We start from the raw sequence: 16,178 nt of genomic DNA on the forward strand, positions 1-16,178 counted from the left end.
ATGGTAGCGATTGTTAACGGTCAGGGTTTGGGGATCAATGCAGGTTTGACGGCTTTGCCGGGCGGGCGGACGATGCCGGGGCAGGCGCAGGCCGGCCGTAACGGACCCAAAGTCTACGTCAATGGCGCCAGCGGCAACCTCGTGGTGCAGATGCAGGATGAGCGCCTGCTGGTGCATGGCCTGGACCTGGGCGTACTGCGCACCTACAACAGCCAGGGCCGCATGACCGATGACAATAGCGACAACTGGCTGGTTGGCTTCGAAGCGAAAAAGCTGGTGCTGGCCGAAGGCGAGCTGGGCCAGAGCTACAGTACGGTGCGCCGCACCACGGCCGAAGGCGCCGACATCGACTACCGCATGGGCGCGGAAGACAGCTATTACGTTGCCGTTGGCGGCCCCGAGCAGGGTTCGGTCGAGGTGGCCGAAGATGGCAGCTTGGTATGGATCGATGCCGGCCGTACGCTGCGCGAAACGTATGACGCGGCCAGCGGCCGCCTGCAATCGGCCACGGATGCGGCGGGCAACCGCATCGATTACAGCTACACCAGTGACGGCCGCCTTGCCGCCGCCGCAGGCAACGGCGTGTCGGTGGCATATGACTATGCCGGCGGCCTGCTGGCCGACGTGCGCACCCGCATCCAGGACCAGGCCGGCGCATGGCATGACCAGACCCGCGTGCGCTATGAATACGATGACATGGACCGCCTGTCCGCGGTCACCGTGGACTTGACGCCGGGCGACAACAGCATCGCCGACGGCCAGGTATTCCGCACGGAATACGGCTACGACGGCGACAGCGCGCGCCTGGCGCGCATCAGCCAGAGCGATGGCGCCACGCTGTCCATCAGCTATACCGAGCTGGATGGGCAATTCCGCGTGGCCAGCGTGACCGACGGGGGCGGCGGCAATGCCGACGGCAGCTACAATGTGGCCGCCAGCGAGTGGAACCGCCGCATCGTGTCGCATATCGGCAGCGACGGCGCGCTGCAGGCCCGCACCGAAACGGTTGACGGCCTGCCGGACAGCTACTTCCTGGCAGGCGCAGCGGGGGCGGACGTCACGCTGCGGTTCACCGAGACCGGCAATATCATCCGCACTGAGCACGACAGCCACGGCGCCGTCATCACCATGACCATCGACAGCCAGGGCACGGTGCTGTCGGAAAAGCGCGAACTGCCTGACGGCAGCCGCTATGAAGCAGAGCGTAACAGTTCAAACTTCACCAGCTATACCCGCACCGACAGCCTGGGCCGCGTGACCGAGCGTGGCGAATCGTACGAGGGTTACAGCACCACCATCACCGTCTATGACTATGACGGCGAGAGCAGCACGGCGGCAACGACCACGGTGGACATCGCCTACGCGGACGGCGGCAGCTACCATGAGGTTGCCTATGCCGACGGCCGCTACACCCGCACCTCGCGCGACGCAGCCGGCGTGCAAACCGTCCAGAACGGCGATGCGCAGGGCGAAACCTGGCAGCGCAGCGACGGCGAGCATGGCTCGACCGTCATCACGGCAACCGGCTCGATCGACACCGTCCACCATGCCGATGGCAGCCGCACGGAAACCGTGTTCGACGCCCAGGGCGTCACCACCACTGAATTCGGCGCCGACGGCGTGCAGACCGGCGGCAGCTGGTCCCGATCGGACGATGGCTCTTCCTGCACGTACCAGCTGAGCGCCAATGGCGCCAGCACCGGCCGCATTGACCGGCCGGACGGCAGCTACAGCCTGTACAGCGACGATGGCCAGGGCAACCGAGATACCGTGCTGTACGACCGGTACGGCAACCGCGCCGGCACGGAATGGACGCACGCCGACGGCAGCAGCGGCAGCGACAGCGTGGACTTGTCCGGCGTGCCGCAAGTGTCGGGCAGCCCCGGATGGTGGGGGGTGTACGCCAGCGAAGAACTGGTTTGGCAAATGCCGCAAGGCTTGTTTACCAGTAGCCAGGAAGGCGCCGCGCTGTCGTATGCCGTGACCTTGGCCGATGGTTCTCCTCTGCCGGCCTGGCTGACGTATGACGCCGCGACGCAGACGCTGCGCGGCACGCCCGGCGTCCCCGGGCGGACCAGCCTGCGCATCTCGGCAACCAATGACGATGGCCTGCACGCGTGGGCGTACTTTGGCTTCGACGCGAATCCGCCCGACATCACGCCTGAAGTGGCGATCCCGCTGGCGCCGCAATCGGCCGTGCAGGGCGCGCTGTTCCGCTGCACGTTGCCGCAAGGCGCCTTCATCAACCCCAAAGGCGGACCGCTGGGCTTGCGCGCGGAACTGGCCAACGGCGACCCGCTGCCGGCCTGGCTGGCATTTGATCCAGTCACCGGCACCTTCTTTGGCGTGCCGCTGCATGGCGAGGTGGACGGCATCGAGATTGCCGTCACCGCATCCGACCTGCAGGGCTACCATGTGACGGCCACGTTCACGCTGACGGTGGCTGCCGGCACCGATGGCCTGCGCCAGGGGCAGTCGTTCAGCTACGACAGTGGCAACCTCACCACGGTCACCGACGCGCTGGGCGGCGAAACATACCTGGAATACGACAGCGACGGCCGCCTCCAATCGATTGCGCTGCCCGGCAATAACGGCGAGCACGACAGCACGCAATTTGAATATGGCGAAGGCGCGCAGGTGACGCGTTTGACGGAAGCGGGCCGCAACCCGGTGACGATGCGCTACGACTACCGCGGCAACCTGGAATTCCGCCAGGATGGCATGGGCAACACCACGGAATACCGCTACAGCGACCGCAATGAACTGCTGAGCGAAACCGTGTACCTGACGCCCGATGGCGACGGCGGCGGCTGGAGCCAGTGGCCGGCCGACGCCCGCACGACGCGCCACTACTACGACCCGGCCCCAGGCGGCGCCGGCCTGCATGGCCTGCTGCGCTTTACCATCAGCCCCGAAGGCCGTGTGACGGAATACCGCTATGACGCCTACGGCCAGCGTATCGCCGTGCTGGACTATATGGCGCCGACCGTCGACGCCGGCGCGCTGACCGGCTATGAAAGTGCGGCCGATGTGGCCGCCATCGTGCTGCGCGCCACGCCCGCGGCGGACTTGCAGGGCCTCACGCGCCGCGACATCCAGCGCACGGACATGGCGTACGATGCTTACGGCCAGTTGAGCCGCGTGACGCGCTACGCGCAGGTACTGGCCGACGCTGCGTTGACCGGCGTGGCCGAAGGCAGCAGCGAAGTGCGCTATGTCTACGACCAGTCGGGCCGCCTGCTGAGCAAGATCGACGTCGCGGCCGGTACGCAAACCTCGTATACCTACGATGGCCTGGGCCGCCAGCTGACGGCCGGCAATGGGCAGGCCACGAGCGTGACCCAGTACGACGATGCCGGGCAGCGCGTCATCGTGACGGATGCGGGCGGCGTCTCGACCGTCAGCGCGTATGATGCGGCAGGCCGCCTGGTGGCGGTAACGCATGGCGGCTCCGCCACCGGCACGCGCTATTACTACGATGTGCTGGGGCGCCAGGTCATGGCGGACGGCGCCGGCGGCCGCAAGTGGACTTTCTACAATGCGGCCGGCCGCGTGGCGGCCGAGGTTGACGCGTATGGCGCCATGACCGAGTACAGCTACAACGAGGCAGGCCAGCTGACCCGCACACTGCGCTACTCGGAAACCGTCGACGTGGACGCGCTGGCCGATGAAGCAGGCATGCCGCGCGCCGTGCCGCTGGACGACATCCGTCCGCAGGCGGGCGCCGAAGACACGGCCGAATGGCGTACGTATGACGACAGCGGGCGCCTGGTGCACGAAATCAGCGCCAACGGCGGCGTCAAGGAATACCGCTACGACGGCGCATCGCACGTGGTGGCCGAAGTGGTGCATGCGTCGCAGGTGGCGCCGGCAAGCCTCGGCGAGACGCCGCAGGCTGGCGCCGTGTCGGCCATGGTCGGCAACAGCGCGGCCGACCGGCTGACCCGCCATTTCTACGATGGCGACGGCCTGCTGGCCGCGACCCTGGCGCAGGATGGCGCCCTGGTGCAGTATTTCTACGATGGCGCGCGCGACCTGGTCGAGCAGCGCACCTATGCACTGAAGCCTGCGGCGGCGCTGCGCGCCAGCGGTTCACTGGCCGCGCTGACGGCTGGCCTGAAAGATGGCGCCGATACCCGCATCAAGTACCGCTACGACGGCAAAGGCGTCCGCATCAGCCAGACCACCGTGCAGGGTTATCCGGAAGAGGGAACGCCCGGCGTCCATGAAATCAGCGGCACCATTGCACAGCCAGGTGAGCAGGACGTCTACCAGTTTACCGTCACGGAAAAAGCCCGCTTCTTCTTCGACGGCGTGCTGGGCGACCAGACCCAGTGGAGCCTGAACACGGGGGCCAAGCAAATCATGGCCAGCCGCGACGTGACTGCCAGCGGCGACAAATTCCTGGAATTGGCGGCCGGCACGTACCGCCTGACAGTCGACGGCGTGGGCGACCGCACCGGCAACTATACGTTCCGCCTGCTGGGCGAGCAGGGCGCCAAACCGTTGCCGGTCAATGAAAACGTGACGGGTTCGCTGCAGACTGGCGCTACGTCGGCGCTGTACGCGTTCACCGCGCAAGCGGGCGACCGCCTGTTCCTGCAGACCGGCAGCACCAGTACCAGCACCAGCCAGTTGCGCTATACAGTGTTTGGCCCGGACGCACGTACGCTCAGTACGCCATCTAATTGGAATGACAGCGGCGTCATCGTGGCTGACCGCGCCGGCACTTACTGGGTCAGCGTAGAAAGCCAGTCCGGCGCGGTACTGCCGGCCAATTACAATTTCGCGCTGTACCGTACCACGCCGCAAGTGCAGTCGCTGGCGCTGGGCGCCACTGCCCATACTGCGATGGCTACGCCGGGAACGGCGGCGACGTGGTACGTGGACGTGGCTGAGACCGGCTGGCTGCGCTTCGACCAGCTTTCCGCTTACACGTCGAAAATGCGCTGGAGCGTGCTCGATGCCTCCGGCGCCGTGATCGCGTCGAGTACCGGCGACAATGATGAAACGTATTACGCGCCGGTGCTGGCCGCGCCGGGCCGTTACCGAGTGGTGGTGGAATCGACTGCGCGCCAGACGCCGGACACGGATTTCCGCATGCTGCTGACACCGGCAAGCGCGGCGGCGGACCTGGCGTCCGGCCAGAGCATCGCGCTGGGCTCGGCGGATGGCCATGCCGACCGCATGGTGAAGGTGCACGTCGATGGCGCTGCCCGGCTGTCGCTGGTGACGCAGATCACGTCCGGTTCCGGCACAGCGCACTGGCAAGTGATGGACGCGCAGGGCCGCGTGGTCGGTTCGTACCGCGGCGCCGGCAACAACAATGTGCAAACGGTGGCGCTGCCGTCGTCCGGCGACTATTACGTGCTGGCGGGCGGCTACCTGCCTAATGCGTCGGCGTTTACCGGCGCACTGACAGTGACGGCCTACAGCGACGCGGCCGCCGATGCGGGGGTACTGCAGCCGGGACAGGTGGCGGAATTGTCCGGCGCCGTCACGGTGCCGGGCCAGGTGTCGTCCACGCGGTTCCGCGTGACCCAGCCAGGCGCATACGTGCTGGAATCCGTCAATTCGTTTGCCGACGGCCAGTGGCAGTTGAACGGCCCGCTGGGTACCGTCATCAGCACGCGCCAGTTCACCGCTTCCGCGGCAGCGCAGGGCCAGCTGGTCTATCTGGCGGTCGGCGACTATGACCTGGCCGTGACGGCCCGCACCACTGGCAGCGGCGCGTGGACCTTGCGCGCGACGCCGGCTGCCACCGCTACCCAGCTCGATTCCGGCGTGGCGGCAGCCATTAACGGACTGGCATCGGGCGCATCGCTGCTGTTCCAGGCGGAAGCGTTGCCGCAAGACCGCTACGCGTTTACGCTGTCCGGCGCGGCAGGCCAGTTCCAGTTGACCGCGTTTGACGCGTTTGGCCGCCAGATCAATTATTCCACCAGTACCAGCGGTTCGTTCACGCAAAGCCAGGCCAGCGGCCCGATTTACTTCCGCCTGACGCGCACGGCGGCAGGCGCAGGCAACACCACGCTGACCGTGATCCGCACCCAGGTCAACCAGCCGGCAGTGCCGGCGGCCACGCCGATCGTATTGGGCCAGGCGGTTGCCGGCAGCGCCAGCGGTACGCCGCTGTACTACAGTTTCGACATGGCCGAAGATGGCTGGGTGGCGCTATCGTGGCAGAGCGGTAACTGGTCGACCTGGACATTGAATGGCCCGCGCGGCCAGGAGAGCAGCCAGTCCATCGGCAGCAGCTGGCGCATGCCGGTGCTGTGGGTGCCGGCCGGCCATTACCAGATGACGTTGACGGGAGGCAGCGGCGCCGCCGCCTTCAGCCTGGTCGATGCCGCCCACGCCCGTCCGATTGCCGCCGACACGGCAGTGTCGGTGGATCTGGCCGCATCGGAACCGTATGCGCTGTTTGATATCGTGCTCGATGCCGGCCGCAACGTTGACTTCCATGGCTTGCCGGGCGCATCTTCCGGCAATACCTACCGCCTGTACGATGCCGGCGGCACTTACCTTGGCAGCGGCGACCCGGCTACCAGCTACTACAGCCGCCTGTCGATCCCGCGCAGCGGCCATTACCTGCTGGCCGTGTCGCGCCAGGGCGGCGGCGCGCTGCGCTTCAACGTCACGCAAACACCGTCAGCGGCCGCCGTGCCGCTGCAGACCGGCGCCAGCACCGAGGGGACGTTCGTCCAGTATGGGCAGTATTACAACTATACGTTCACGGCGGCCGCGGCATCCGAACTGTTCGTCAATGAAACCCGCAATGGCGGTTCGCCTTACTCGTATGCGCTGTACGACGCAACCGGCAATACTGTCAGCACCATGTATTCGGCGAACGGAAAGCTGGCGTACGGCGTGCGTCCCGGCACGTATACGCTGCGCATTACTTCGTACAATTCCCCGACCACGCCGCTGCCGTTTGCGCTTACGGCCAGCCTGGTGACGGCGCGGGACACGTTGGCGGCCGGCGGCAGCGCCGTGAACGTGAACTTTACCAGCGGCATGCCGGACCGCCAGCTGGAAGTATCGCTGCAGGCAGGCAAGTCGTACTGGTTTGCGCCGTCCACGCCGCCGGCCGGCAGTGACAGCTATGGCTACCGCGTGGTCGACCCGTATGGCCAAGTGGTGGCTTCCGGCACCATGTCGTCCTATGTCACCGGCATTGCCATCAACGCGGCCTATGACGGCGCCTATACCGTGCAACTGTCGGCCATCCGTTCTTCCACGCCGCTGACGGCCAGCGCGGCGTTCTCGCTGCGCACTGCGCAATCGCTGCAGCAGCCGCTGGTGCTGGGCTCCGTGATCGACGCTTCGCTCAACCATCCGGCCGACAAGACCCGCTACCAGTTCACGCTGGCCGAGCCGGCCCGCGTCTGGCTCAACGTGGTGGGCGACAATTACACGGCCAGCCTGGTGCGCACCGACGTGCCGGGTACGGTCTTCAGCAATGGCAACCTGTCCGGCGGGGGCGAACGCCGCCTGGTCTACCTGGCGGCCGGCAGCTATGAATTGCAGCTGGCGCCGGGCACGGTGGCGCCAGGCGCGTTCCACATTTCCACGTCGCTGGTGTCGGCGCTGCCGGAACTGGCCGTTGGCGGAACGGTCACGTCCAGCGTGGCCCAGGGCCGCTACATGACGGCGTTCCGCATCCAGGGCACGGCGGGCCAGCAACTGCTGTTCAATGCGCGCAACGGCAGCGGCTACCCTTACACCTACTGGTACCTGATCGACGCCAGCGGCGATACCGTGTATTCCACCACCAGCTACCAGGGCAATGACAATGGCGACCGCTTCACGCTGCCGCGCGATGGCGAATACGTGCTGATGATGGGCAGCCACAGCGGCGACACGGCGGCCCATACGGACACGATGCGCCTGTACCAGTACAGCGAACCGTCCACGCCGATTGCGCTGGGCTCGCTGGTCAGCGGCAAGCTGGCCGGACCGGGCAACATCAACCATTACACGTTCACGCTGGCGGCCGATACCACGGTCGTGCTTGATTCGAAGAGCGGCGCCGCGTCGATGTCGCTGACCGGGCCGCGCGGTTCCGAATACAGCGCCACGCTGTCCGATAACGATGGCAGCTATTGGGTGCGCCGCCTGCCGGCCGGCACCTATACCGTCAACATCAGCGGCAACGGCACGTCAATGCCGAATTTCGGCTTCCGCCTGCTGTCGCTGGAGGCTGAGGCCATTGACCATGGCGCGGCCGACACCTTCACCGGCAGCCTGCCTGCCGGCCAGAACCTGTTCGTGCACCGTTTCGATGCCAGCCCTGGCGTGCTGTACAACTTCAGCCTGACTGACCCGACGCCGTACCAGGATTACACCCGCTACACGCTGCTTGATATGTATGGCCGCGTCATCAGCGGTCCGAATTACGCCTACAACTCGTCCGTCAGCTTTACCGGACCCCAGGCCGGTCCAGTCTACCTGGTGGTCAAGCAGACTTACGTCTCGACCGTTAACGAGCAATTCACCGTCAAGCTGCGCCAGCCTGCCATTGCCAGCACGGCGCTGGCGTGGGACACGCAACAAACCCTGCAGCTGGGCAGCCGCCAGGATCAGTACGCCTACAGCTTCCAGGCCAGCCAGGCCGGCTGGATCGACTTGCAGGGCATGCGCGCGCCATCATCGTCGGTAGCGTTCGAGGTGGTGGGGCCGGACGGCGCCGTGCTGGGTTCGCGCACCGGTGTGCCGGCCAGCCAGGATGGTTCGCTGTCGGTTTACCTGCCTGCAGCGGGCGCCTATGCGGTGCGCGTGCGCACCAATGGCGACCAGATTGCCGGCACGGCCCAGTTTACGGCCCGCACCGTGCCGTCCGGCCAGCGCATCGGCCGCCCGAATGGCGTTGCGCAGGCGCTCGACATGGCGGCGGGCAGCCCGGGCACCGGCCTGTGGAGCATCGATGCGCGCGCCGGCGAACGGCTGACGCTGTCCGTACCGCAATGGGCCGGCACGGGCGAGATCCAGCTGGTGTCGCCGTCCGGTTCCGTGCTGCGCACGTGGACACCGGCCCAGGGCGCATCCTTCACGTATGACTTTACCCAGAGCGGCACCTTCCTCGTGCGCGTGCTGCGCAACGGCACGGCAGCGGCGTCGCTGTCGGCCAGCTGGGGTACGGCCGATACACCGCAGACCGTGGTGTCGACGTTCAATGCGACGGGGACCGTCAGCTACGGCGCGCCGCAGTCCTTCCAGTTTGAATTGCAGGAAGGGGGCGTCTGGTATGTCGACCATCCGGCGGTGCCGGATTTCTACAGCTACTATTACCAGCACGTGGTGGTCAGCGATGCGGCTGGCAACACGGTGATTGGCGACTACCGCCAGGCGCGCCAACTGGCCGCCGGCGTGTACACCATCACGCTGCGCCAGGATAGCGGCTCCGCCGTTCCATTCAATTTCGCACTGCGCCGCCTCGATGCGGGATTGCCGGCCGCCTTGTCGTATGGCCAGCAAGCCACGCAGGCATTGACGTCGAATTTCAGTACCGGCCTGTACCGCATTGACGGCCAGGCGGGCGACATGCTGCAATTTAACCCGGTGGCCGTCAGCGGCAACTACGGCAGCGGCCAGTGGACGCTGTTGAACCGCTATGGCCAGACCGTAGCGGCCCGCACCGGCATTTCGTCCGATTCGTCCACGGTGACGCTGGCCGACAGCGGACCGTATTACCTGCTGATCGACAATGCTGCGTATGGCAGCCCGAGCGCCGGGTCCGTCACGTTCCAGCTGGATAACCGCAGCCAGAACGCGGCCACGCCGGTGGCCCTGGGCCAGGCCGTGCGCGGCACGCTGAATGGCCAGAACCAGAGCCGCGACTATACCTTTACGGTCACCGAACCGCGCCTGGTCGCATTCGACCGGCTGACGGACCACACGGGCGCCAACGTGTACTGGAAGCTGTCCGGTCCGTATTCGGACGGCGGCATGGTCAACGAATTTATTTACAACTCGAGCTACAGCTATGACCAGGCGCGCAACCTGTGGCTGCAGCCGGGGCAATACACACTGTCCGTCACCACCAGCGATTTTGCCGCGAATAACTATGCATTCCGCCTGGCGCCGCTGGCCGACGCCACGCCGCTGGTCAGCGGCCAATGGGTCGATGCCCAGGTGATCCGCAACACGGGCGAGATGAATACGTACAGCGTGGCCGCCAGCGCGGGCGACCGCCTGTATATTGATTTGCGCAACGTGACGGCGCGTACCTACAACGGCCGCTACAACTACACGGCAAAGATCCGCGTCATCGACCCGAACGGCGCCGAAGTGTATACGGGCGACGTGGTGGATGCTGAACTGGTGGCGGCGGTATCGGGCCGCTACACCATTGAGCTGGACGATTCGCTGGCCGGCGACGTGGCGGTTTCGTACAGCCTAGCGGTGTTCGTCAACACGCCGCCAGTGGCGCGCGTGATCGACTTGTCGGATGCGCTGCCGGCGGTTGACCTGGCCGTGCAGGATGTCTCGGTGGCGGCGGCCGATGGCGGCGCGCTGCAGTCCGGCGCCCGCATCGACGTGCGCTGGACCACGCGCAATGCCGGGCTGCTGGCCACGCGCGGCGACTTCAGCGAACGCGTGGTGGTGCGCAAGGCCGGTACGGGTGAAGTACTGCTGCAGGCGACGCTGCCGTATTCCGAAGCGTCATCCGGGGCATTGCAGCCGGGCCAGTCCGCTGCGCGCAGTGTGCAGCTGCGCCTGCCGGACGGCTTGATCGGCGCCGGCAACCTGACGGTAACGATAGAAACGGATACCACCGGCGCCCAGGATGAACGGGGCGACGATACCCGCAACAACCTGGCTACGGCCAGCTTCACCAGTACGTTGGCGCCGTACGCGAACCTGCAGGCGGGCCAGCCGGTGCTGGATCCGGCGTCGAACTGGCAGAGCGGCGACACCGTCACCGTGCGCTGGAACACGGCCAATGCGGGCACGGCCAGCGCGCAGGGCAGCTGGATGGAGCGGGTGGAACTGGTCAACCTGACCACCAATGCCGTGATCGCGGCAATCAGCCTGCCGCAGACCGGCCAGGACTTGGCGCCAGGCGCGCAGGCGGCGCGTTCCGCCAGCTTCACGTGGCCGGCGGGCCTGAACGCGGTGGGCACGTTCCGCCTGCGCGTCAGTGTCGATACGCTGGGCCAGGTACCTGAATATGGCGCGGCCGGCGCGCTGGAGTCCGACAACGTGGCGGAGCGCCAGCTGGCAGTCGGTCCGGACTTGCTGGCGCGCAGCGTGCGCCTGCAGGAAACGGGCGCCATGGACGGCGATACCGTGACCTTGCTGTGGGATGACGTCAACCAGGGCACGGTGGCGGCGCCGGCCGGCTACCAGGACCGGGTCGTGATCCGCCAGCGCAACGCGGACGGAACGCTGGGCGCCGTGGTGCTCGATACCGTGGTGGCCTTCCCGGGCGACGGCGGCCAGCCGCTGGAAGCAGGCGGCGTGCGCAGCCGCTCGCTGCGCTTCACGCTGCCGGCCGGCCTGCGCGGCAGCGGCCAGTTCATGGCCACGGTGACGGCCGACAGCAATGCGTCCGGCGTGGGCAGCATCTTTGAAACCAATGTGGCGGGGAACGCTGAAACCAACAACGCGGCCAGCGGCGACTTCGCCGCCGGCGCGCACGACTACGCCAACCTGGCGCCAACCGCGCTGGTGGCGCCGTCGTCTGCGCTGGCTGGGCAGGAAGTGACCGTCAGCTGGACCGTCGCCAACCAGGGCCGGGCCGCTGCGGCCGGCTCGTGGGTGGACCGCCTGGTGCTGACGTTCGACGGCGTGGCGGGCAATGCCGACGATATCTTGCTGGCCAACGTGAAAGTCACGGCGCCGGTGGAGGCGGGCGGCAGCTATACGCAGTCGGCCACCGTGCGCATCCCTGGCCGGATTTCCGGCAATTACCGCTTTGCCGTGCTGGCGGACGTCAATGGCGCTATCCGCGAGCCGGATACGCGCGCCGACAACGTGCTGCTGTCGTCCGGCGTGGCGATTTCCGCCGCCTACGTCGACCTGGCGCCGCAAGTGACGGCCGCGCCGGCCACGGCCTATGCAAACCGCAATACGCGCGTGGAATGGACGGTGGCCAATCTCGGCACGCTGGCGACCGACACCAGCCTGTGGGTGGACCAGGTGTACCTGTCGCCGACGCCGGTGCTGGCGCAAAATGCCGTGCTGCTGGGCTCCGTCACGCGCAGTGGCGCGCTGGGCACGGGCGCCAGCTATGCCGCCGGCCTGGATGTGAAACTGCCGGCCGGTATCAGCGGCCAGTATTACTTCATCGTCAAGACCGATGCGTTCGGCAGCAACTTTGAACCCGGCTACAGCGCCAACAACGTGGTGGCGGCAACGGCGGCCACCGACGTGCTGGCGGAGCCGAAGCCGGACTTCACCGTGAGCCAGGTCAGCGCGCCGGACGCATGGCGCGTGGGCCAGCAGCTGCAAGTGTCGTACACGGTGACCAACAATGGCAACGATGCGGCCAATTCGTATACCTATGAACACATCCGCCTGGTCAACCTGGCCGATCCATCGAAAACCGTGACCTTGGCGACGCCGGCCGCGTCGCGCCAGGTGGCGCCGGGCGGCGCGTTCACGCAAACCGTCAACGTGACGGTTCCCGCCATGCAAACGGGACAGTGGCGCCTGGAAGTGATTGCCGATGCGGGCGGCCACGTAGGTGAGTTGAATGAAAGTAACAACATCGCCACGTTGCCGGTCAGCGTGACGGCGCCGGACCTGTCCGTCAGCCAGCTGGCCGTGACGGGCGAACTGGTGGGCGGCGCAGCCGTACAGATCAACTGGACCACTGCCAACAATGGCAGTGCGGACGCGGCCGGTGTGGTGGACACGGTCTACCTGTCGCGCGATGGCGTCATCAGTGCGGACGACATCAAGGTGGGTGAAGTCAGCCATGGCCAGCTGGCGGCGGGCGCCGTGGCCGCCGGTACGCTGGCCTACACGCTGCCGGTCGACGCGGCGGGCGGCTACCGCCTGATCGTGGTGACGGACCGCGCCAACGTGGTCAATGAAAATGGCCAGGAAGCCAATAACACGGCGGACCTGGTGCTGGACGTGTCGCGCGACGCGTACGCCGACCTGGCCGTGCGCAATGTGGTGGCGCCGCGCCAGGTGATTGCCGATCCGTCCAGCGTAACGGTCAGCTACACGGTCGCCAACGTGGGCGCGGGCCGTGGCCGCACGTATTCGTGGAGCGACGTGGTGGTCTACAGCGCCAATGCGGTGCTGGGCGACAGCGACGACATCGTGCTGGGCACGGTGGCGCATGACGGCGCGCTCGATGCGGGCGCCGAATATACGGGTACCGTCACATACCAGTTCGCCCCCGGCTTTAGCCGATCCGGTACGGTGTTCGTGCGTACCGACGCGGGCGCCAAGGTATGGGAAAACAGCCTGGAAGCCAATAACGTGGGCCAGGCGGCCCAGCCACTGGACGTGATGCCCAAGCCGTATGCGGACTTGCAGGTCGAGTCGGTGACGACGTCGGGTACCGCGTACAGCGGCCGTCCGCTGCAGGTGAGCTGGACCGTTGCCAACCGCGGCATCGGCATCACGGACGCGGCATCGTGGAGCGACCGCGTCTGGCTCAGTTCCAATCCGGACGGCACCGGCCAGCGCTATGAACTGGCCAACGCGTCGCGCCTGGGCCAGCTGGCAGTCGATGGCAGCTACAGCCGCACGCTGGACGTCATCCTGCCGGAAGGGATAGCCGGCCAGTTCTATGTCAACGTGGCGGCCGCCTACAATGGCGGCGTATTCGAGTTCAACCGCGCCGACAATAACCGCCTGGCGTCGCTGGCGGTGCCGGTGCAGCTGTCCGTCACGCCGGACTTGCAGGTGCAGGCCATTACCGCGCCGGCCACGGCGCAGGAAGGTTCGCCGCTGACGTTGTCGTGGACCGTGCAAAACACGGGTGCGGCCGGCGCGGGCGGATCGTGGACCGACAAGGTCGAGCTGGTGCCTATATCCGGTAACAGCAGCGGCAACGGCGCCGCCATCCTGCTCGGCACCTACACGTATGCGCAGGGCCTGGAACCCGGCATCAGCTACACGCGCAGCGAAGAAGTGCGCCTGCCGCAGCGCATCGAAGGCGCTTACCGCGTGCGCGTCACCACCAACAGTGCGCTGGGCGGCAACGGCGACCAGGTGTATGAACACGGCGCCGCCCGCAGCAACAACGTGGCGCTGTCGGCCGGTGAACTGGTGGTCAGCCTGACCCCGCGGCCAGACCTGCGCGTGGGCACCATCACGGTACCGGACCATGTGACGGCCGGTACGTCGGCCGGCGTCAGCTTCACGGTCACCAATAACGGCACCTTGCCGACGTCGGGACGCTGGAGCGACGCCGTCTACCTGTCGCTCGATGGCAACCTGAATGCCAATGCCATCCTGCTGGGCCGCATCGGCAACACGGCTGCGCTGGCGCCGGGCGAAAGCTACAGCAGCCAGCTGGCCGCGTTCGACGTGCCGCTGCGCTACCGTGGTGACGCCTACATCATTGTCCGCACCGACGTGGACAACCAGGTGGCGGAATATCCGAACGAAACCAACAATGTGTCGGTGCACAAGGTGCACATCGATACGGTGCCGCTGGCCGACCTGGTGGCCGGCAGCGTGGTGGCGCCGTCGCAGGCCACGTATGGTTCGTCGTTCAACGTACGCTATACCGTCACCAACAAGGGCGAGGCGGCCACGCGCGGCAACAGCGCCAGTGTGACCGGCTGGACCGACACCGTGTGGCTGTCCACCACGCCGGGCAAGCCATCGCCGGGCAAGGGCGACATCCTGATCGGGCAAACCACCCATGCCGGCATGCTGGCCCGGGACGCCAGCTATGACGGCGAAATTGCCGTGTCGCTGCCGGACAATGTCGCCAGCGGCAAGTACTACATTACCGTGTGGAGCGATACCTACAACGCCATCGTGCAGGATACGCTGGCGGTCAACGTCAACCCGGATGATCCGGGTACGCCGCTGGCGGAAAACTTCAAGGCGCGCGCGATCGACGTGATTGGCGCCATCAAGCCGGACCTGGTGGTGCGCAACGTGACGGCGCCGGAAGCGGCGCAGGCCGGCGCCGCCTTTACGTTCAGCTATACGGTGCAAAGCGCGGCCGCGCCCACGTCCGGCAAGTGGACGGACAAGGTGTGGATCGCCGATAACGCCGACCTGTCCAAAGCCCGCAACAAGTGGCTGGTGGGCGCCTACGCGCAAGACCGCTCGCTGGGCAACGGCGAGCAGTACACGGTGACGGATACGGTGCAGCTGTCGCCATCCGTGGCGGGCGGATTTGTCGTGGTGGAGACGGACTGGGACCACAGGGTGGCCGAGTTCAACGAAACCAACAACGTGAAATCCGTGGCCAGCGCCGTGACCAATGCGCCGGCCGACCTGCAGGTGACGTCGGTGCAGACGGACGGCGCCGCCGACTCCGGCGAAGCCACCACCGTGACGTGGACCGTGACCAACAGCGGCGCCGCCGTCTGGGGCGGCACGCGCGGCTGGATCGACAATATCTACGTCAGTTCCGACCCCACCTTCATTGCCAGCCGCGCCGTGCAAGTCGGTTCGGTGGTGCACAGCAACAGCGCCGGCCTGGGCGCGGGCCAAGCCTACACGGCCAGCGCCAGCGTCAAGCTGCCGCCGGGTATCGAAGGGCCATACTACGTCTACGTCATTACGGACGCGGAACATGCGGCCGGCAAGCTGGCGCCGCAGATCGAATCGCAGAAATCGTATTACCACGCGGCCGATGAGGCGCCGTGGAGCGACGACAATGCGTGGCAGCGCGATGCGCTGTTCGCCACGTCGGTATTTGAGGGCGCCAACAGCGCCAACAACATCGGCCGCGGCAGCATCGCCGTGACGTACAAGGAACCGGACTTGCAGGTGGGCCAGATCACGATTTCGGAACCCAACCCGAAATCCGGCCAGACCGTCACCGTGACGTGGACCGTCACCAACAACGGCACCCGCGCGACCCGCGCCAACAGCTGGTTCGACGGCGTTTACCTGTCGCGCGACGCGTCGCTGGACGATGGCGACTTCGCGCTGGTGGACCGCGGCAATGAAGCGGAAACCGCGCTGCACGTGCGCCAGACGTCGCTGGGCCTGCGCGACGGCTTGCCGCGCTACCTGGCGCCGGG

General features: G+C 66.7%; 1 protein-coding gene (running past one end of the window). It reads left to right on the forward strand.

Annotated elements, in window-relative coordinates; genetic code table 11:
- Nucleotides 1–16,178, forward strand: the beginning of a protein-coding gene (locus GM668_RS14370; protein WP_155439642.1) for a tandem-95 repeat protein. The gene runs 22,234 nt beyond the window's last position; the window shows 16,178 of its 38,412 coding nt (coding positions 1–16,178); its start codon is at nucleotides 1–3; its stop codon lies beyond the right edge, outside the window.

This window comes from Pseudoduganella ginsengisoli (assembly GCF_009720865.1).
Lineage (GTDB): Bacteria > Pseudomonadota > Gammaproteobacteria > Burkholderiales > Burkholderiaceae_D > Rugamonas > Rugamonas ginsengisoli.